Consider the following 19703-nt stretch of genomic DNA (forward strand, 5'->3'; position numbering starts at 1 on the left):
AGCCGAGGTGGGCAGCGGCTCCGCCCGTTGCCGCGTGACACCTGATCGGGTGCGAGGTGAAGGGCACCTTTCGCCAACTATGCGGGTGAAAGGTGCCCTTCACCTCGACCTGGTCGTGCGGAAGGCCCCGCTCCCTGGTGGGGGCGGGGCCTTCGCTGCGGTGGGTCAGGCGGACTCGGAGTCCGAGCCCTCCGACTTGTCCTCGGTGCCGGCCGAGACCGCGACCGGCGGGGTGTCCGGGACCAGCGACGGCTTCGGCTCGCCGCGGAAGGTGAAGTGCGCCTTGTCGTCGGCGCCTTCGCCGTCCCAGCCCTCGACGTCCACGATCACGATCTGACCGGCCTGGATCTCGCCGAACAGGATCTTCTCGGACAGCTTGTCCTCGATCTCCCGCTGGATCGTCCGGCGCAGCGGCCGCGCGCCCAGCACCGGGTCGAACCCGCGCTTGGCCAGCAGCTTCTTCGCCTTCTCGGTCAGCTCCAGGGCCATGTCCTTGCCCTTGAGCGCCTTCTCCACCCGGCCCGACAGCAGGTCGACCATCTGGATGATCTCCTGCTCGGTGAGCTGGTGGAAGACGATCACGTCGTCGATCCGGTTGAGGAACTCCGGCCGGAAGTGCTTCTTCATCTCCTCGTGGACCTTGGACTTCATCCGCTCGTAGTTGGACTCCGCCCCCTGCCCGCTGGAGAAGCCGAGGCCCACGGCCTTGGAGATGTCCTGTGTGCCGAGGTTCGAGGTGAAGATCAGCACCGTGTTCTTGAAGTCCACCGTGCGGCCCTGGCCGTCGGTGAGGCGGCCGTCCTCCAACACCTGCAGCAGCGTGTTGTAGATCTCCTGGTGGGCCTTCTCGATCTCGTCGAAGAGCACCACGGAGAACGGCTTGCGGCGGACCTTCTCGGTGAGCTGGCCGCCCTCCTCGTAGCCGACGTAGCCCGGAGGGGCGCCGAACAGCCGCGAGGCGGTGTAGCGGTCGTGGAACTCACCCATGTCGATCTGCACGAGCGCGTCGTCGTCGCCGAACAGGAACTCCGCCAGCGCCTTGGACAGCTCGGTCTTACCGACACCGGACGGACCGGCGAAGATGAACGAACCGGACGGGCGCTTCGGGTCCTTCAGGCCCGCACGCGTGCGGCGGATCGCCTGGGACACGGCCTTGACCGCGTCGTCCTGGCCGATGATCCGCTTGTGCAGCTCCTCCTCCATGCGGAGCAGGCGGGTGGTCTCCTCCTCGGTGAGCTTGAAGACCGGGATGCCGGTCCAGTTCGCCAGCACCTCGGCGATCTGCTCGTCGTCGACCTCGGCGACGACGTCCAGGTCACCGGCCTTCCACTGCTTCTCCCGCTCCTCCTTCTGGCCGAGGAGCTGCTTCTCCTCGTCCCGCAGGCGGGCGGCCCGCTCGAAGTCCTGCGCGTCGATCGCGGACTCCTTCTCGCGGCGCACGTCGGCGATCTTCTCGTCGAACTCGCGCAGGTCCGGCGGCGCGGTCATGCGGCGGATGCGCATCCGGGCGCCGGCCTCGTCGATCAGGTCGATCGCCTTGTCCGGCAGGAACCGGTCGTTGATGTAGCGGTCGGCCAGGTTGGCCGCGGCCGCCAGCGCCGAGTCGGTGATCGACACCCGGTGGTGCGCCTCGTAGCGGTCCCGCAGGCCCTTGAGGATCTCGACGGTGTGCTGCAGGGACGGCTCGCCGACCTGGATCGGCTGGAACCGGCGCTCCAGCGCCGGGTCCTTCTCGACGTACTTGCGGTACTCCTCGAGCGTGGTGGCGCCGATGGTCTGCAGCTCACCGCGGGCCAGCATCGGCTTGAGGATGCTCGCCGCGTCGATCGCGCCCTCGGCGGCGCCCGCGCCGACCAGGGTGTGGATCTCGTCGATGAACAGGATGATGTCGCCGCGGGTCTTGATCTCCTTGAGCACCTTCTTCAGGCGCTCCTCGAAGTCACCGCGGTACCGGGAACCGGCGACCAGCGAGCCCAGGTCGAGGGTGTAGAGCTGCTTGTCCTTCAGCGTCTCGGGCACCTCGCCCTTGACGACCTTCTGCGCCAGGCCCTCGACCACGGCCGTCTTGCCGACGCCCGCCTCGCCGATGAGCACCGGGTTGTTCTTGGTGCGCCGCGAGAGGACCTGCATGATCCGCTCGATTTCCTTCTCCCGGCCGATCACCGGGTCGAGCTTGCCCTCGCGCGCGCTCTGCGTCAGGTTGCGGCCGAACTGGTCCAGCACCAGCGACGACGACGGGGTGCCCTCGCCGCGGCCACCGGCCTCCGCGGGCTCCTTGCCCTGGTAGCCCGACAGCAGCTGCAGGACCTGCTGGCGCACCCGGTTGAGGTCAGCGCCCAGCTTGACCAGCACCTGGGCGGCCACGCCCTCGCCCTCGCGGATCAGCCCGAGCAGGATGTGCTCGGTGCCGATGTAGTTGTGGCCGAGCTGCAGCGCCTCGCGCAGCGACAGCTCCAGCACCTTCTTGGCCCGCGGGGTGAACGGGATGTGCCCGCTCGGGGCCTGCTGCCCCTGGCCGATGATCTCCTCGACCTGCTGCCGCACGCCCTCAAGCGCGATACCCAGCGACTCCAGCGCCTTGGCGGCGACACCCTCACCCTCGTGGATCAAGCCCAGGAGAATGTGCTCGGTGCCGATGTAGTTGTGGTTGAGCATCCGGGCCTCTTCTTGGGCCAGGACGACCACCCGCCTCGCGCGGTCGGTGAACCTCTCGAACATTCGCACTCCCTGACTGCTGCGCCGGCGGTCTCGTTGGCTGGGACACGGCTCCTGCATCGCCGATGCCCACGACGGGTTCAGCACTCTTGAGGACCACTGTAGTAGCCCCACCCGGTCGCGGTCCGTGCCCGCTACGGCCTGCTGCCCACATTCTTGTCCGGCACCCTGACCAACGGCTCGCTGGCCTGCGGGATTCCGGATTTGCACCTATCGGATGGCCCGTTCCGCTGAGCGCGAACACGGCCCGCCTAGCTGGGCCGATCGGCCTTCCCGGCGGTGCGACCACCGATCGGTACCACCATCGGGGTACCCGCCACCGGATCAGCAATCACCCGCGCCTTGAGCCCGAAGACCTCGGCCAGCAGCGACTCGGTGAGCACCTCGGACGGGTCACCCTCGGCGACGACCGCGCCGTCCTTCATCGCCACCAGCCGGTCGGCGTAGCGGGCCGCCAGGTTGAGGTCGTGCAGCACCATCACCACGGTGCGGCCGCTCTCGTCGTGCAGCTGCCCGACCAGCTCCAGCACGTCCACCTGGTGGGACAGGTCGAGGTAGGTGGTCGGTTCGTCGAGCAGCAGCAGGTCGGTGCCCTGGGCCAGCGCCATGGACAGCCAGGCGCGCTGCCGCTGGCCGCCGGAGAGCTCGTCGAGGGTGCGGTCGGCCAGCTCGGCGATGCCGGTCATGCCCAGCGCCTCGGCCACCGCGGACTCGTCGTCGGAGGACCACTGCCGGTACCAGGACTGGTGCGGGTGCCGTCCGCGCGCGACCAGGTCGGCGACGGTCAGGCCCTCGGGCGCGACCGGCGACTGCGGCAGCAGGCCGAGCACCTTCGCGACCTCCTTGGTCGGCATCTTGTGGATCTGCTTGCCGTCCAGCAGCACGCTGCCGCGCTGCGGTTGCAGCAGCCGCCCGAGAGCGCGCAGCAGCGTCGACTTGCCGCAGCCGTTCGGGCCGATCACCGCGGTGATCGTGCCGTCGACGACGTCGAAGTCCAGCCCGTCGGCGATGACCCGCTCGCCGTAGGCCAGCTTGAGGTCGGTGGCGTGCAGACGGTCCCGCCTCTCCGCGACTTTCAGTGGTGGTTGCGTTCGGGAGTGATCTTGCGTTGAGCGGGTTTCTTGTGGCTGGGTTGCGTCACGGTCCCCTGAGGTGCGGTTGGACAGGGCTGGAGCTGGCATGTCGGGTGTCATGCACGGACCTCCCGGTACCGACGGACGAGCAAATAGATCAGGTAGGGCGCACCCAGGACCGCGGTGACGATGCCGACCGGTAGTTCCAGGGAGCCGAAGGCGGTCCGCGAGATCACGTCGGCGCCGACCACCAGCGCGGCACCGAACACCATCGAGGACAGCAGCGGCGGGCGCGAGGTGTGCGCCAGGCGCAGCGCGATCTGCGGGGTGGCCAGCGCGACGAACTGGATCGGCCCGGCCGCCGCGGTCGCGATCGAGGCCAGCACCACCGCGGCCAGCAGCAGCACGCCGCGGGTCAGGTCGGTGCGCACGCCCAGGCCGCGCACGGTGTCGTCGTCGAACTGCAGCGCACCGAGCACGTGCCCGCCGATCAGCGTCAGCGGCACCAGCGCGCAGAGCGCGATGGCCGTGGGCACCACGTGCTCCCAGCCGCGCGCGTTGAGGCTGCCGGTCAGCCACACCAGCGCGCGGCCCGCCTCGTTGACGTCGCCGACGGTCAGCAGCCAGTAGGTGGCGTTGCCCGCCAGCGCGCTGACGCCGACGCCGACCAGCACCAGCCGGTAGGAGTCCACGCCGCGCCGGTAGGCCAGGCCGTAGACCGCGAGCCCGGTGAGCAGCCCGCCTGCGAGGGCGACCAGCGGCAGGCCGTAGTCGGCCAGCGCCCCGGCCAGGCTGCCCGCGGTGCCGCCGAGCACGATCACCGTCGTCGCCGCGGTGCCCGCGCCCCAGGTGATGCCGAGCATGTCCGGGCTGGCCAGCGGGTTGCGCGCGAGGGTCTGCATGATCGCGCCGGACAGGCCGAGCGCGGCACCGACCAGCAGCGCGGTCAGCGCTCTCGGCAGCCGCAGCTCCAGGATGATGATCTGCTGCGCCCGGTCGCCGCCGCCGACCAGCGTCTGCAGCACCTCCACCGGGCTGATCTGGTACTCGCCGAGCCCGACGTCGAGCACGAAGACCGCCAGCAGCAGCACCAGCCCGCCGAGCAGGGCCACCAGCGGCCGCCAGCGCAGCACTCCGGAGAACGGCCCGAGCCGGGCCGGGCGCCGCCCGGCGACCCCGCCTTCCAGCACCTGGGTCACAACCGCACCATCTTCCTGCGACGCACGAGCGCGATGAAGAACGGGGCGCCGACCATCGCCAGCATCACCCCGACCTGGACTTCCGACGGCCGCGCCACGATGCGGCCCAGCACGTCGGCCAGCAGCACCAGCGCGGCGCCGAGCAGTCCGGCGAAGGGCAGCAGCCAGCGGTAGTCGGCGCCGGTGAAGAACCTGGCCACGTGCGGGACGATCAGCCCGACGAAGCCGATCGGCCCGCAGATCGCGACCGCGCTGCCGACCAGGACCGCGATCGCGGCGATCCCGGCCCGGCGCGACCACTCCACCCGGTGGCCCAGCGAGCGGGCGACGTCCTCGCCGAGCGACAGCGCGTTCAGCCCGCTCGCGTTGGTCAGCGCCAGCACGATGCCGATCAGCACGAACGGCAGCACCTGCGGGATCACCGATGCGTCGGTGACCGCGATCGAACCGACCTTCCAGAACCGGTAGGTGTCCATCGTCTGCTGGTCGGTGAGCACCAGCGCGGAGGTGATCGCCTGCAGCAGGAAGCTGATCGCGGTGCCCGCCAGCGCCAGCGTCACCGGCGTCGGGCCGCCGCGGCCGATCGAACCGATGGCGAACACCGCGATCGCGCCCAGCACCGCACCGGCGAAGCCGAACCAGATGAAGCCCAGCAGCGTCGTGACGCTGAAGGTGTAGATCGCCAGCACCACGCCCAGCGCGGCGCCCGAGGTGATGCCGAGGATGCCGGGATCGGCGATGGGGTTGCGGGTGTGGCCCTGCATCAGCGCCCCGGCCAGGCCCAGCGCGGCCCCGGCCAGCACGCCGACGATGGTGCGCGGCACCCGCAGCTCGCGGATGATCAGGTCGTTCTCGGTGCCGGTCGGTGCGAACAGCCCGCTCCACACCTCGGACAGCGGGATCGTCTTGGCGCCGACCACGACGCTGAGCACGCAGCTGACCAGCAGCGCCACCACCAGCACGCCGATGCCGATGAGCCGTTTGCGGCGGCGTTCGCGCAGGCGGGCACCGCCGGGCGCGGCCTGGTCGGCTGCGCGTGGACCGTCGACGGCCAGGCTGCCACTCACGTCCCACTCCTCCTGCCGGTTCACCCGATCGGTGCTTAGGTTAGGCCCACCTAAGCATGCTGCCCAGAGCGGGGCGTGATGTCCACCGTCACACCGGTTCGGCTGATCCGCGGGTAGAAATCACCGCAGAAAGATCATTGCCGCTTTTCGCGATTCACGTTGAATAGCGTTATCCGAACGCAACGAGGGGCGTTCGCCCGGCACTTCGCCGGGCCAACGCCCCTCGACCGCACAACTCGCGCCACTGCGGGATCCCCCGGCCCACCCCGACCGGGGCGGCCACCGCAGCACCGCGAAAAGCGGGGACCAGGTCAGTTCGCCTGGTGGTACTGCTCCACGATGTCGGCCGGGATCCGGCCCCGGTCCGACACCTTCAGGCCGCGCTTGCGGGCCCATTCCCGAATGGCCTGGTTCTGCTCGCGATCCGCGCTCGTGGAACCGCCCGCGGAACGCGGACCGGCACCGCCCGGACGCGGCCCCGGCTTCTTCCGGCCGCCCGCGCGCCGCGCGTTGGAGACGTAGTTCGCCAGAGCGTCCCGCAACTCGCCGGCATTGTCGGCGGAAAGGTCGATCTGGTAGGACACGCCGTCCAATCCGAACTCGACCGTTTCGTCGGCCTGGCCGCCGTCCAGATCGTCGACAAGAGTGACTGTGACCTTCTGCGCCATCTTCGAAGTCCTCCCCGGGAGAGCTAAATGTGCCAGAACGGGACAGCACGAACCGCTGGGAGCGAACTCCCCCGCAAGTACTCCAATAGCCGTCACCGATGGATTCTGGGCTCAGGTTAGCGCAGTAACTGCGATAATGCACTCACCTCTGCCCGAAAATTCACCTCGACGGCCCTGATCGGGTCATTCCGGCCGGACCAGCGGGAACAGGATCGTCTCCCGGATACCGAGACCGGTCAACGCCATCAACAACCGGTCGATACCCATTCCGACGCCACCGCTCGGCGGCATTCCGTACTCGAGCGCGCGCAGAAAGTCCTCGTCGACCGGCATCGCCTCGTCGTCCCCGGCCGCCGCGAGCGCCGCCTGCTCCTCCAGGCGAGCGCGCTCCACCACCGGGTCGACCAGCTCGGAGTAGCCGGTCGCCAGCTCGAAGCCGCGGACGTAGAGGTCCCACTTCTCCGCCAGGCCCGGCCGCTCCCGGTGCTGCCGGGTGAGCGGCGAGGTCTCCACCGGGAAGTCGCGAACGAACGTCGGAGCGGTCAAATGGTCGCCGATGAGGTGCTCCCACAGCTCCTCGACGAGCTTTCCGTGCCCGTGCGCCGGATCGGTCTGCAATCCGTGCGAGTCGGCGTGCTTGCGCAGCACCTCCACCGGAGTTTCCGGGGTGATCTCCGAATCGAGCGCTTCGGACAGCGAGTCGTACATCCGGATCGACGTCCACTCGCCCGACAGGTCGTACTCGGTTCCGTCGAACCAGGTGACCACCTGCGAACCGGCGATCTTCTCCGCGGCCTCCTGGATCAGGGACCTGGTCAGCGCGGCCATGTCGTTGTAATCGGCGTACGCCTGGTAGAACTCCAACATGGCGAACTCCGGCGAGTGGGAAGAATCACTCCCCTCGTTGCGGAAGTTCCGGTTGATCTCGAAAACCCTCTCGATCCCACCGACCACGCAACGCTTCAGGTACAACTCCGGCGCGATCCGGAGGAACAGATCCATGTCGAAGGCGTTCGAATGCGTCACGAACGGGCGCGCGGCGGCACCGCCCTGCAACGTCTGCAGCATCGGGGTTTCCACCTCGACGAAACCGCGCCGGTCGAACGATTCCCGCAACGAGCGCTGCACCGCGGCCCGAGTGCGCACGGTGTCGGCGGCCTGCTTTCGGACGATCAGGTCGACATAGCGCTGCCGGACCCGCATTTCCTCGCCGAGTTCCTTGTGCATGACCGGCAGCGGGCGCAGCGACTTGGCCGCCATTCGCCATTCATCGGCCATCACGGACAACTCGCCGCGGCGGGAGGTGATCACCTCGCCGTGCACGAAGACGTGGTCGCCGAGGTCGACGTCGCTCTTCCACATGGCCAGCGAATCCTCGCCGACCTGCTTGAGGCTGAGCATCGCCTGGAGCTCGGTGCCGTCGCCCGCGCGCAGCGTGGCGAAGCACAGCTTGCCGGTGTTGCGCAGGAACATCACGCGGCCGGCGACACCGACCTGCGCGCCGGTCGCGGTGTCCGGCTCCAGCCCCTGGTGGGCGGCGCGGATCTCCGCGAGCTCGTGCGTGATGGGCAGGGTCACCGGGTACGGGTCGACTCCGGCTTCGAGCAAGCGCTCCCGCTTCTCCCGCCGGACCCGCATCTGCTCCGGCAGGTCGTCAACGCCGTCGTCGCTGGTTGCCGGGGGAATGGAACGGTCCTCAGTCACGGAGAACAAGGGTACGGTTCCGCCATTTCACCGAATGAGCAGGGCCAACCAACGGTCAGAGGTGGGATGGGTTCGGTGTCCATGGGGTCGTGAGCGTTTTGGGGCGCTATGACACCCCAAAACGCTCACGGCCACTGTGCAGGCCGAACCTCCGAGCTCAACTGAACCTGGCTCAGGCCCGGCTGAAGTTGCGGTCGTAGACCAGGCGCAGGCCCAGGAGGGTGAGGTCGGGGACGTGGTGGGTGATCGTCGTCGACTCCGACACCACCAGCGGCGCCAGGCCGCCGGTGGCCAGGACCGTGGTGGGGCCGCCGTGGGTGGCTTCCAGCTCCGCCACGATGCGGCGGACCAGGCCGTCCACCTGCCCGGCGAAGCCGTAGAGGATGCCGGACTGGAGGCACTCCACGGTGTTCTTGCCGATCACCGAGCGCGGCCGGACCAGCTCCACCTTGCGCAGCTGCGCGGCGCGGGAGGCCAGCGCGTCCAGCGAGATCTCGACGCCGGGGGCGAACGCGCCGCCCAGGAACTCGCCCTTGGACGAGATCACGTCGATGTTCGTGGACGTGCCGAAGTCGACCACCACGCAGTTGGTGGCGTGCAGGTGGTGCGCGGCGAGGGTGTTGATCACCCGGTCCGCGCCGACCTCCTTCGGGTTGTCCACCAGCAGCGGGACGCCGGTGCGCACGCCCGGCTCGACGACCACGCGCGGCACGTCGTTCCAGTACCGGCCGAGCATGACGCGCAGTTCGCGCAGCAGCGCGGGCACCGTGGACAGGGCGGCGATGCCGGTGATCCGGTCGGCGTGCTCGCCGAGCAGGCCGCGCATGGTCAGCGCCATCTCGTCCGCGGTCATCCGCGGCTCGGTGCGCATCCGCCAGTCGTGCACCAGGGTCGATGCGATGTCGGAGCTGCCCGGATCCTCGTCGTAGAGGCCCAGCACGATGTTGGTGTTTCCGACGTCGATGGCCAGCAGCACCGGTTCGTCCTTCCGTGCCGGTCTTGGTCAGTGCTCGGGCTGTTGCAGGAGGGCGTCGAGCTTGGCCGCGTCGTCGGTCTCGGCGGGCGTTTCGACTCCGGCGCTGATCAGGCCCGAGCCCTCCGGGGCGACGCCCGGCTGGTCGCCGGTCTCCAGGATCCGGTTGTCGGCGTCCACGAAGATCACCTTCGGGCGGAACGACCGCGACTCCAGCTCGTCCATCACCCCGTAGGAAATCAGGATCACGATGTCACCGGGCTCGATCAGGTGCGCGGCGGCGCCGTTGATCCCGATCACGCCGGAGCCGCGCTCGCCGGTGATCACGTAGGTCTCCAGGCGGGCGCCGTTGGTGACGTCCACGATGGCGACCTGCTCGCCCTCCAGCAGGTCCGCGGCGTCCATCAGATCGGCGTCCACCGTCACCGAGCCGACGTAGTGCAGGTCGGCCTGGGTCACCGTGGCCCGGTGGATCTTGGACTTCAACATGGTGCGGAACATCGCTGACCTCCTACGGCCGGTACCGCATCGTCTCGCCGACGTATCTTGCGCGATGCCGCGGTGGCTCCCACCGCCGGCACCGCTCAGCCCTGCTCTCGCGCGCTCAGCAGCACCATGGCGTTGTCGAGCAGCCTGGTGGTGCCGACGCGGGCCGCCACCAGCAGCCTCGCCTCGCCCTCCGCGGGCACCGGCCCGAGCTCGGGGTCCCGCAGCTCCAGGTAGTCGAGCTGCAGCGACGGTTCGGTGGCCAGCACCTCGCCCGCGGCCTTGAGCACCGCGTCCGCCCCCGCCGGTCCGGCGTGCGACCCGGCGGCCAAGGCCGCCGAGATCGCCAGCGCCGCGGCGCGCTGCTCATCGCTGAGGTAGGCGTTGCGGGAGGACAGCGCCAGGCCGTCCGCTTCCCGCACGGTGGGGATGCCCTGGATGCGGGCGTCCAGGTTCAGCTCGCGCGCCATCCGGCGGATCAGCACCAGCTGCTGGTAGTCCTTCTCGCCGAAGAACGCCAGGTCCGGGCGCACGATGTTGAGCAGCTTCAGGACCACCGTGAGCACGCCGTCGAAGTGGCCCGGCCGGACCGCGCCCTCCAGCTGCTCGCCGAGCGGTCCGGAGTGGACGGTCAGCTGCGGGTCGGGGCCGTACATCTGCTCGACCGACGGGGCGAAGACCAGCTCCACCCCGGCCTCGCGGCACAGCTGCAGGTCGGACTCGAAGCTGCGCGGGTAGCGGTCGAAGTCCTCGTGCGGCCCGAACTGCAGCGGGTTCACGAAGATCGACACGACCACCACCGCGTTGATGTCGCGGCGGGCCCGCTCGATCAGCTCCAGGTGCCCGCGGTGCAGGGCGCCCATGGTCGGCACCAGGTGGATCTTGCGGCCGGTGGCCCGCAGCGCGCGGGTGACCTTCGCCAGCTCGGCGGGTTCGCGGTGCACGGTCAGCGCACCGCGCTCGAAAGCTGCGCTCATCACGACTCCAGTGCTCGGCGCGTCGTGATCACGACGGCTCTTCGTCAAGTGCTTCGCGGACCTCGGCGGCGCCGTCGGCGCGCAGGACGCCCGCGCGCTCGCTCCGCTCGGCGGTCCGCCTGGCCAGCTCCCGGTAGCCCGGGACGACGTCCGGGTTCGCCTCGCGCAGCGCGGCGAGGTGCGCGCGGACCGTGCCCGCGTCGCCGCGCATCACCGGGCCGGTGATCGCGCGGTCGCCGAAGCGCAGCGCGTTGTCCAGCGATGCGGACAGGATCGGGGCCATGACCCGGTCGGCGTTGTCCACGCCCGCGTCGCGCAGCAGTTCCGCGCACTCGTTGACCAGGGTGATCAGGTGGTTCGCGCCGTGGGTGAGCGCGGCGTGGTACAGGCGGCGGGACTCCTCCGGCACGCGGACCGGCTCCATCCCCAGCTCCAGGGCCAGCGCCTCCGCGACGCTCCAGCCGGTCTCGTCCGCGGTGGACGCGGTGACGGCCATGCAGGCGTTGCCGAGCCGCTCGACGTCCTCGGCGCGCCCGGTGAAGGTCATCGCCGGGTGCAGCGCCAGCGCCAGCACGCCGATCTCGGCCGCCGGGGCGAGCGCGGCGACCCCGTGCGCGCCGGAGGTGTGCGCGAGGATCTGGCCTGCACGCAGCGATCCGGTGGCGACCAGCCCGCGGACCAGACCGGAGATCGCATCGTCCGGGACCGCCAGCAGCACCAGATCGGCCTGCTTCGCGACCTCGTCCGGCGGCAGCACGGCCACCTCGGGGAGCAGTTCTTCCGCGCGGCGCAGCGACGCCTCGGACACCGCGGATACCGCGACCACCTGGTGCCCTGCTCGCTGCAACGCCGCGCCCAGCACGGCACCCACCCGGCCCGCGGAGATCACTCCGACGCGCAGCCGAGGGCCCGTGCGACCAGACATCGCCACGTCGTCCTCCATACCGTTCCAGTCCCAACCTCCGGGTACCGGACAGCAGCGCGAGAGTAGCCCGCCAACGGCCCGCCAACAGGCCCCGGGTGGCAAGCACCACGCCCCGCTCGCGTCCGTCACCGCGCGATTTCAATGGAAATCACACGCCCGACTTCCGTTGAAATCGCGTGGTCCCCCGCCGCCGCTGAGCGCTCGCGCTGGTCAGTCGCGGGAGCGTTGTGGGGGTTTGGGGAGCGGGCGCTTCATGTTGTGCTGGGTGAGCTCGTTGAGCTTGATGCGGGCCGTCTGGATCGCCTGCTGGGTGCCCGCGGCCGAGCGGCGGGCCTGCTTGAGGTCCTCGATCAGCTTCTCCCGGCGGGCCCGGCGGGCCGCGCTCGTCGTGCGGCCCTCGGCGGCACGGTGCTGCAGGAACGCCAGCTCGGTGACCGCGATCTGGTAGTCCCGGACCGCCTTCGCCGCCTCGCTGCCCGCGCTGCGGCGCACCTTGCGCAGCCAGCCCTTCCGGCCCGCGAGGGTGGCCAGCATCTCCATCTCGCTGCGCACGATCAGGCCGGCCCGCTCCAGCACCGGCAGCTGCTGGATGACGATCCGCTGCTCGCGCTTGCGCTGCCACACCACCAGGCCGAAGGTGCCCATGAAGATCGGCACCATGATCAGGAAGTAGACGTTGAGGAACTCCACGCCGCCCAGCAGCGTCGCCGCGTTCCACACCGCGTGCAGCAGGAACGCCGCGGCGAACCCGCCCAGCAGGTAGCCCAGGCGCAGCCGCTTGTTGTCGGTGCGCGAGGCGAGCCCGATGCCGATGCCGAACATGGAGCTGAACAGCGGGTGGGAGAACGGCGCCAGCACGCCGCGCATGATGAACACCGCCACCACGCCACCGGCGGTGCCGCCGACGCCGCCGATCGCGAAGGCCTTGCCGAAGTACAGGATGTTCTCGGTGAAGGCGAAGCCCGCCGCGGTCAGCGACGCGTAGACGATGCCGTCCACCATCCCGTTGAACTCCGACCGGCGCTTGAACCACAGCGCGACCACGAACAGCGCCTTCGCCGCCTCCTCCACCAGCGGGCCCATCACCGCGGTCAGGAAGAACTTCTGGTCGTCGGGACCGATCAGGGTGTCGGCGAGCTGGATGAAGGTGTCGTTGAGCAGCAGCGAGCAGGCGGTCGCCCCGCCCGCGCCCCACAGGAACGCGCCGAGCAGCAGCATCGGCGGCTCGGGCTCCCAGCGGTCGATCCAGATGATCGCGGCGAACACCACGCCGACCGGCAGCAGCGCGGCGAGCGCGCCGACCAGTGCGGGCAGCAGGCCGACCCGCGACGTGGTGACACCGGCCATCACCAGTCCGCAGATCCCGAGCACGATCAGGCCGGCGACCGGCCAACCGACGGCGTGGTGCTTGCGGGTCTGGAGCTTGCGCGCGCCGGAGAGATCGGCGGCGGGACCCCGGAGATCAGGACTCGACACGGACAAAACCCTAGAGAAGGGCGTCCGGGGTTGCCCGGACAGTCACCTTCTCAGGCGCGTCGCCGCCGTCGGCGCGGCGTCTCGGGGGCGGCGCCGTAGGCCGCGATCAGGTCGTTCACCGAGGTTCCCTCGGCATGCGCGCCTGCCGGGTCCGGTGCGGGCGCGGGAGCCGGTTCGGGCTGCGGCTTCGGCGGTTCCGGCGGGCGCTGCGGCGGCTCGTGGTGCACCTTCTCCGGGCGGCGCGCCTGCACCGGGCGGGACTGGTGCACCTGCGCCGCCTGCGGCTTGACGCGCGGGCGGGTCTTCGGGCGGTGCTCCTCGCCTGCCAGCCTGTTGATCAGCTCGGTGTTCTGGGCCGCGGGCAGCTCCCGGGCCTGCGCCGGCTGGAGGAGCTGGCCCTCGATCTTGCTGCTGTTCTCGGTCAGCGAGCGGACCCGGGTGGACTCGGCGCGCAGCGCGACCCGCTCGAACAGGACGTCGCCGCCGAGCACCTGCTCCAGGCTCGTCCGCAGCCGGTGCAGCTCGGCCTGCAACGCCTTCAGCTCCCCGTCGGACTCCTCGGCCGCCTTCCGGCGGGCCTCGGCCTCCGCCTCCAGCTCGAACTCGCGGCGGGCCGCGATCTCCCGCTCCAGTTCGAGCTCGTAGATCCGCTGGCGGTCCTCGGCGAGCTTCTCCTCCCGCGCCACCCGGTGCCGGAGCCGGGCGACCGCGAACGCCCCGACCAGCGCCGACCACAGCGCGGCGACCAGGCCCAGCCGCAGCAGGCGGGCGTCGTCGCTGATCACCAGCACGGCGGTCGCGGCGGCGGCGAGGACGAGCGCGCCGACCCACAGGGCGGTCGAACCGCCGGCGCGGGTTTCGGTCTCGGTACTGCCGCGGTCGGACATGCCCACCACGGTACCGGGCGGTTATCAGTTCGAGACCTGAAGGCGAGCAACCCGGCTCCACTTTGGTCGCCGTGGCCCACACCACGTGCATCCGAACGGCCGAGCGGCGGCGTCCGGGCGTCCGTCACCGCGCGACGACTTCGCGCGAGATCAGCGAGTTCAGTGCGGAGCCGGTGACGATTTCGCGCGAAACCGGCGGCCTCCGCACGGGGCGGCGGTGTCAATTTCGCGCGAAATTGACGTTCACCCGGGTGGTGGTCAATTTCGTACGAAATTGACCGCGGGCTCGGCGGAGCGGGGTTGCGGCGGAGCGGTCGGTGCCGGTGGGTGATCGCGTCGCCGCGGGGCGTGCCGGGTTCAGTCCTCGTCGTCGAGGGGTTCTTCTGGCTCGTCGGGGTTTCGGAGGGAGTGCTCCAGCCAGAGGCCCGCCGCGATCAGGGCCGCCGCGCTGATCAGACCGATCACCGCGGCGATGATGTCGGTCTGGGCCGCCGCCACGGTGCCGGCGATCGGCAGCAGGTAGGCGCCGAGGCCGATCCAGACCCCGGCCATGATCGCGCCCGCCATCGAGGACGCCTTGGCCAGCGCCACCGCGCGCGCCGCGGTCAGGCCGTCCACCGGTTCGGTGCCCGGCTTGCGCTTGATCCGGGGCCGCATGGTCAGCGCCAGCACCAGGTCCACCAGCGCGATCAGCAGCAGGGTCGCCCCGGCCAGCAGCGGCAGCTGCGGCAGGTCGCCGTAGGCGAGCCGGGTGAGCAGGAAGACCACGACCGCGGCCGCCACGCCGGCGGTGATCAGCTGACCGGGCTTGGTGAAGGACAGGTGCTCTGCTCGTCGCGGTGCCACGGATCCAGGATCGCACCTGATCCGGCCGCGGGGAGTTCCGGCCGTCGCGCGGGGTGCGAAAAAATCGTCTTGAGTCTCCCCCGACAGGAGGGTCGAAGGTGGACGACGTGAACGACACCGCCCGCTACACGATCGGCGAACTGGCCCGTCGCACCGGACTGAGCGTGAAGACGATCCGGTTCTACTCCGACACCGGCGTGGTGCCGCCCACCGACCGGACCGCGGCCGGCTACCGGCTGTACGACGTGACCGCTGTCAGCCGCCTGGAACTGGTGCGCACGCTGCGCGAACTGGGGGCCGGGCTGGAGGAGGTCAAGCGCGTGCTGGCCCGCGAGACGACGCTCGCGCAGCTGGCCGGCGCCCACCTGGGGCTGCTGGAGGACCAGATGCGCGTGCTGCGGACTCGGCGAGCCGTGCTGCGGGCGGTCGTGAAGCTCGACCGAACGACCGAGGAGGCAAGACTCATGCAGGAACTGGCGAAGATGTCCGACGAGGAGCGCAACCGGCTGATCGACGAGTTCTGGGACGAGGTGAGCTCGGAGTCGGGGCTGAACCTGAACCCGGAGTTCACCGAGTGGATGCGCTCGGCGAAGCCGAACCTGCCCGACGACCCGAGCACCGAACAGCTGGAGGCGTGGATCGAGCTCGCCGAGCTGGTGCAGGACGAGGACTTCCGGGCCACCGTGCGCGGGCTCTACCGGGAGCAGTCCGCCCGCCGCGACGCGGGCGAGGAGATGGTCGAGCAGAACGAGGCGCCCAAGTGGTGGGCGATCACCGACGAGGCGAAGGCCTCCGCCGAGTCGGGCGCGGCGCCGGACAGCGCCGAGGCCCGTGCGCTGGTGGACCGGATGATGGCGCTGGCCGCAGAGCAGTGGAAGAAGCCGGACACGCCGGAGTTCCGCCGCGAGATGGCCGACCACTACGAGGGCCACGACCCGCGGCTGTCCCGCTACTGGGAGCTGCTGGCGATCATCAACGGCTGGCCGCAGCACCCGGTCACCGACGAGACGACGCGCTGGCTCGCCGCCGCGCTGCGGGCTTCCGCCGAGTAACCGGCGTGACCCAGGACTGCAATTTCGCGGCCGCAGCCGCGAGGCGCATCGCGCCAACCGCTTGACCTACCGCAAGCGCGCAGCGCTTAACCCACCCTCGCAGCTGGCACCGCCGCTGGGCGGCTCTCTGGGCGAGGACGGCCCCTCCGCCGTGTATCGGACATACATCAGGAGGGGCACCCGCAGTCCAGGGAACCGCTCAGGTTCCGCCACGCAAAACGAGCGTGGAACAACTCGGTCAGCCGGCGTAGGTCAGCAGGCGGTCGGCTCTGGCGGGCTCGCGGAGCTTTCGGAGCACCCGGTGCTCCAGTTGGCGGATGCGCTCGCGGGTGACGCCGAGCTCGTCGCCGATCTCGGCGAGGGTGCGCTGTCTGCCGTCGTCGAGGCCGCAGCGCAGTCGGATGACCTGCTGCTCCCGTGCGCTGAGCGTCTCCAGCACGTCCTCGATCTCGTTGCGCAGCAACTGGATTCCCGGCGTGCCGGGGTCGTCCCAGCGGGCGATCAGGTCGCCCAGCGAGGTGCCGTCCTGGCCGACCGGCTGATCGAGGCTGAGCGGCTCCTGCGCCACCGCGAGGAGTTCGAGCAGCTGGTGGAGCGGGACGTCCAGCGCCGCGGCGAGTTCGTCGTGCCTGGGCGTCCTGCCCAGCTCCGCCGACAGGTCGCGGCGCTGCCGCGCCACCCGTGCGAGCTGGTCGGTGACGTGCACCGGCAGCCGGATGGTGCGCGACTGGTTGGCCAGCGCGCGGCTGATCGCCTTGCGGATCCACCAGGTCGCGTAGGTCGCGAAGCGGAATCCCGGGCTGTGGTCGTACTTCTCGACGGCGCGCAGCAGCCCCAGGTTGCCCTCCTGGATCAGGTCCAGCAGCGGCAGGCCGCGACCGGCGTAGCGCTTGGCGATGCTCACGACCAGCCGGAGGTTGGCCTCCACCAGCGCGGTCCTGGCAGCTCGGCCGTCCTCCGCGACGGCCAGCAGCTCGTCCCGGAGCGCGGCGAGGGGCTCTCCGGCGAGGCGTTCCTCGGCGCGCAGCCCGTCCGCGACGCGTTGCGCCAGGGCGTTTTCCGCGGCGTGGTCGAGGAGTTCGGTGCGGCCGATCCCGGACAGGTACAGGCGCACCGGGTCGACGGCCGTCGCGGGCCGCTCGGTCCCGGGGACGTCGTCGATGTCGAGCAGCGGGGCTGCCACCTGCCAGGCCTCCCGGACTTCGGGTGCGTGCTCTGCCAGCGTGCCGAACGGTGCTGGCAGCGCGCTGACGCGCCGATCGCCCGGTTCCGGCGGCGTAATCGCAGGCTGCGGGGCCGGAGTCCGGACGCGGTGCCGGTGCGGTGCGGTCCGGGTACGGCTGGGTGCGGCCGAACGCTGTTGGTGGCGGCCCCGATCGGGATAGCCTTGCGCGGTGGGAGGGATCTGCCTTCGATGACAAGCCAGACCAGCACCGCGTTCGGCCGTTCCCGGGATGACGCGTGGTTCCGGCCGCAGCGCCGGACGGGCCGCATCGGACCGGTCGGACTCGGCCGCCTGCTCGCGTTCGCGATCGTCGGGCTCGCGGTGTGCGCCGTCGTCGTCCAGTCCTGGTGGGCGGCGGTCGTGGGTGGACTGCTCGGGCTCGCCGCGGTGGCGTTCCTCTTCGGCAGGCGCGGCGACCGCTGGTGGACCGAGATCCTCGCGCTGCGCTTGCGGTTCCGCGGTCGGCGCGGCATCGTCGCCGCCCGCCGCGATGATCCGCGGCTGGCCGCGCTGTGCGAGCTAGCTCCCGATTTCACCGCGGAAGACGTTGCGGGCGCGGATGATTCGAAGCTGGGCATGGGCAGCGACGGCGCGGGCTGGTTCGCCGTGCTGGAGGTCGTCGCGGAGGACGGACCGCTGCCACCGGTTCCGATGACGGCGTTGGCGCGGATCGCGGCCGACCAGCCCGGAGTCGTGGTGCAGAGCGTGCTGCACAGCGCTCCCCTGCCTGGCACGGTGCGGCGCGATCACGTGGCGTGGATCGCGGTTCGGCTGGACGCGCGGGCCGTTGCCTCGTCCGCGGTGGACAGCGGGATCGATCCGGATGTTCCGCTGCTGCTCGCCGATCTGGTCAACCGCGTCGAGAGGCTGTTCCGGCGCCGGGGTTCGCGGGCTCGCGCGCTGGACGCCGATGGACTGCTCGACGCGCTGGTGCGCTCCTGCGACCTGGCAGAACCTGCCGACCGGCGGCCCGTCCAGCCGCGCGAGGAATGGGATTCGTGGCGTTCCACGCGGTTGCGGCACGGCTGCTTCTGGGTGCGGTCGTGGCCGAATCCGGAGCGCGGCTCGCTGCTGCTGTCCGCGCTGGCCGAGGTGCCGGAGGCGCAGGTCAGCATTTCGATCGCGGTGGAAGCGGGGCTGCGCGGCACCGAGCTGTCCGGGCTCGTCCGGGTGGCCGCGGACGCGCAGCACTACGACAGGACCTGCGAGCAGGTGGCGCGGCTCGTCGGGCTCGCGGGCGGTCGGCTGTCCAAATTGGACGGTCAGCAGCTGCCCGCGGTGTACGCGTCGGCACCGACCGGAGGAGGCGCGCGGTGAGCGAGGGCCAGCACGCGGCGGTGGCACCGCCTTCCCCTGCCCCGGAACCCGCGCCGGGCAAGCAGGTTCCGGTGATCTCGGCGGCGCAGCCGCCGGTGATCGCGGGCGAACCCGCGGCGGCCGCGCCGAAGCCCGATGACACGGCGTTCGCGCCCGCACTCGGTTCGGCGGAGTGGCACCAGCAGGCGCGCGGCGCGGTCCTCACCAGCACCGCTGCGGTGTCCGCGCCGGTGGCGCAGGCCGCCGCCGCGCCGCTGCCGCCGGGTGGACCGGGGCCGCGCGAGGACGACACGCCGACCGAGGTGGTGCGGAAGCCGCGCGGGTGGCGGCCGCGCAAGCAGCGCTCGGTGCCCAGGCTGGACATCGGCAGGCACCTGGCCACCGAGGCGGAGCTGGACCTGCTCCAGCTCACCGGCACCTCCTTCGGCTTCCCGCTGGGCCGCAACCAGGCCGGGTTCCCGGTGACGCTGACGCTGTTCCAGCCCGTTCCGGTGTCGATCGCGCTGGTCGGCGCGTCCTGGGCGGCGCGCTTGCTGGCCTACCGGGCGCTGCGCTTCGGCGCGAAGGTGCACGTGTTCACCGACCAACCGGCCGGCTGGGCGGATCTGGGGCGCGCGGCGACCGACCGGGAAGACCGGGTGGCGGTGCTGGAACCGGGTGCGCTGACGAGCGTGGCCGCGACGGCGGATGCCCCGATCTTGTCGCTGTACGACGCGGAATCGCCGCCGCCACCGGCGGAGCCCGCACCGTGGCAGGCGAGGGCGATGGTCCTGCACCGCTTCACCCCGCACCGAGCGGACGCCGCGCTGAACGCCGACGTCCTGCTCCTCCAGCGCCTCGCTCCCGAGGAGGCGGCAGCGATCGCCGCGGCACGCCGCCTCACCGCCCAGACGGCAGAGCAGTTGCAGGCGATGCACGACGACATGCTGGCGGTGCTGACGAAGTCGGAGAACCACTACGTCTGGGTCACCCCGGAAGAGCGCGAGCAGGAGGAGCTCGGCGCTCCCGGCCGGTACTGACCTGGCCGGAGGGTTTCGGTGGTGATACCGAGGTGGGTTGGGCAGGGGTGGTGCCGGTTGGGTGCGGGGTGGGGTTGGGTTCAAAGCGGTGGGT

At 70.9% G+C, this 19703-nt stretch carries 17 protein-coding genes; 3 read left to right on the plus strand and 14 right to left on the minus strand.

The window, feature by feature from the left end; translation table 11 throughout:
• Positions 1–165: 165 nt before the first annotated feature.
• The 13 genes from OU416_RS31235 to OU416_RS31295 all read right to left on the minus strand — a co-directional run bounded on the left by OU416_RS31235 (position 166) and on the right by OU416_RS31295 (position 14972).
• Positions 166–2718: an ATP-dependent Clp protease ATP-binding subunit gene (locus OU416_RS31235; protein WP_270930643.1), complete on the minus strand. Its 2553-nt coding sequence runs from the start codon at positions 2716–2718 to the stop codon at positions 166–168.
• A 248-nt stretch (positions 2719–2966) separates the two neighbouring features.
• A complete protein-coding gene (locus tag OU416_RS31240; protein WP_270930644.1) occupies positions 2967–3908 on the minus strand; it encodes an ABC transporter ATP-binding protein in 942 nt (313 codons plus the stop codon).
• Positions 3905–4987, minus strand: coding sequence for a FecCD family ABC transporter permease (locus tag OU416_RS31245; protein WP_270930645.1), 1083 nt, complete (start codon positions 4985–4987; stop codon positions 3905–3907). Before OU416_RS31245 ends, OU416_RS31240 begins: the two co-directional genes overlap by 4 nt.
• A complete protein-coding gene (locus tag OU416_RS31250; RefSeq protein WP_270930646.1) occupies positions 4984–6054 on the minus strand; it encodes a FecCD family ABC transporter permease in 1071 nt (356 codons plus the stop codon). Before OU416_RS31250 ends, OU416_RS31245 begins: the two co-directional genes overlap by 4 nt.
• 311 nt (positions 6055–6365) lie before the next feature.
• On the minus strand, positions 6366–6722 hold the full coding sequence (locus OU416_RS31255; protein ID WP_270930647.1) for a histone-like nucleoid-structuring protein Lsr2: 357 nt from the start codon (positions 6720–6722) through the stop codon (positions 6366–6368).
• A 183-nt stretch (positions 6723–6905) separates the two neighbouring features.
• Complete coding sequence (gene lysS / locus OU416_RS31260) at positions 6906–8360, minus strand: lysine--tRNA ligase (RefSeq protein WP_372907194.1); 1455 nt, start codon at positions 8358–8360, stop codon at positions 6906–6908.
• 238 nt (positions 8361–8598) lie between these two features.
• The gene (locus OU416_RS31265) at positions 8599–9402 is read right to left on the minus strand and encodes a type III pantothenate kinase (RefSeq protein ID WP_270930649.1); all 804 of its coding nucleotides are present in this window, start codon (positions 9400–9402) and stop codon (positions 8599–8601) included.
• Between the two features lie 27 nt (positions 9403–9429).
• Entirely contained in the window at positions 9430–9900 is a 471-nt protein-coding gene (panD, locus tag OU416_RS31270) for an aspartate 1-decarboxylase (RefSeq protein WP_270930650.1), read from the minus strand.
• 83 nt (positions 9901–9983) lie between these two features.
• Positions 9984–10862, minus strand: coding sequence for a pantoate--beta-alanine ligase (panC, locus tag OU416_RS31275; protein WP_270930651.1), 879 nt, complete (start codon positions 10860–10862; stop codon positions 9984–9986).
• A gap of 28 nt (positions 10863–10890) precedes the next feature.
• On the minus strand, positions 10891–11787 hold the full coding sequence (locus tag OU416_RS31280) for a Rossmann-like and DUF2520 domain-containing protein (protein ID WP_270930652.1): 897 nt from the start codon (positions 11785–11787) through the stop codon (positions 10891–10893).
• Between the two features lie 210 nt (positions 11788–11997).
• Positions 11998–13263: a PrsW family glutamic-type intramembrane protease gene (locus tag OU416_RS31285; protein ID WP_270930653.1), complete on the minus strand. Its 1266-nt coding sequence runs from the start codon at positions 13261–13263 to the stop codon at positions 11998–12000.
• 50 nt (positions 13264–13313) lie between these two features.
• Positions 13314–14150, minus strand: coding sequence for a DUF6779 domain-containing protein (locus OU416_RS31290; RefSeq protein ID WP_270930654.1), 837 nt, complete (start codon positions 14148–14150; stop codon positions 13314–13316).
• Between the two features lie 357 nt (positions 14151–14507).
• Positions 14508–14972, minus strand: coding sequence for a DUF3180 domain-containing protein (locus OU416_RS31295; RefSeq protein WP_270930743.1), 465 nt, complete (start codon positions 14970–14972; stop codon positions 14508–14510).
• Between the two features lie 131 nt (positions 14973–15103).
• Here OU416_RS31295 and OU416_RS31300 point away from each other — a divergent pair, with 131 nt between their 5' ends.
• A complete protein-coding gene (locus OU416_RS31300) occupies positions 15104–16048 on the plus strand; it encodes a MerR family transcriptional regulator (protein ID WP_270930744.1) in 945 nt (314 codons plus the stop codon).
• A 238-nt stretch (positions 16049–16286) separates the two neighbouring features.
• On the opposite strand, the gene OU416_RS31305 is transcribed toward OU416_RS31300, so the two are convergent.
• Positions 16287–17231: a sigma-70 family RNA polymerase sigma factor gene (locus OU416_RS31305; protein ID WP_270930655.1), complete on the minus strand. Its 945-nt coding sequence runs from the start codon at positions 17229–17231 to the stop codon at positions 16287–16289.
• A 231-nt stretch (positions 17232–17462) separates the two neighbouring features.
• On the opposite strand from OU416_RS31305, the gene OU416_RS31310 reads away from it, so the two are divergent.
• Together OU416_RS31310 and OU416_RS31315 are read left to right on the plus strand one after the other, a co-directional pair.
• Positions 17463–18590 (plus strand): type VII secretion protein EccE, encoded by a 1128-nt coding sequence (locus OU416_RS31310; RefSeq protein ID WP_270930656.1) that lies wholly within the window; start codon positions 17463–17465, stop codon positions 18588–18590.
• On the plus strand, positions 18587–19609 hold the full coding sequence (locus OU416_RS31315) for a hypothetical protein (RefSeq protein WP_270930657.1): 1023 nt from the start codon (positions 18587–18589) through the stop codon (positions 19607–19609). The genes OU416_RS31310 and OU416_RS31315 overlap by 4 nt, the downstream gene beginning before the upstream one ends.
• Positions 19610–19703: the final 94 nt, after the last annotated feature.

The organism is Saccharopolyspora indica (genome assembly GCF_027853965.1).
GTDB classification, from domain to species: Bacteria; Actinomycetota; Actinomycetes; order Mycobacteriales; family Pseudonocardiaceae; genus Saccharopolyspora; species Saccharopolyspora indica.

Excerpts from the sequence above, each read along its gene's own strand:
- OU416_RS31255 (WP_270930647.1), bottom strand. The coding sequence starts at position 6,722 with ATGGCGCAGAAGGTCACAGTCACTCTTGTCGACGATCTGGACGGCGGC.
- OU416_RS31290 (WP_270930654.1), bottom strand. The coding sequence starts at position 14,150 with ATGTCCGACCGCGGCAGTACCGAGACCGAAACCCGCGCCGGCGGTTCG.
- OU416_RS31240 (WP_270930644.1), bottom strand. The coding sequence starts at position 3,908 with ATGACACCCGACATGCCAGCTCCAGCCCTGTCCAACCGCACCTCAGGG.
- panD (WP_270930650.1), bottom strand. The coding sequence starts at position 9,900 with ATGTTCCGCACCATGTTGAAGTCCAAGATCCACCGGGCCACGGTGACC.
- OU416_RS31235 (WP_270930643.1), bottom strand. The coding sequence starts at position 2,718 with ATGTTCGAGAGGTTCACCGACCGCGCGAGGCGGGTGGTCGTCCTGGCC.
- panC (WP_270930651.1), bottom strand. The coding sequence starts at position 10,862 with ATGAGCGCAGCTTTCGAGCGCGGTGCGCTGACCGTGCACCGCGAACCC.
- OU416_RS31280 (WP_270930652.1), bottom strand. The coding sequence starts at position 11,787 with ATGTCTGGTCGCACGGGCCCTCGGCTGCGCGTCGGAGTGATCTCCGCG.
- OU416_RS31310 (WP_270930656.1), top strand. The coding sequence starts at position 17,463 with ATGACAAGCCAGACCAGCACCGCGTTCGGCCGTTCCCGGGATGACGCG.
- lysS (WP_372907194.1), bottom strand. The coding sequence starts at position 8,360 with ATGCGGGTCCGGCGGGAGAAGCGGGAGCGCTTGCTCGAAGCCGGAGTC.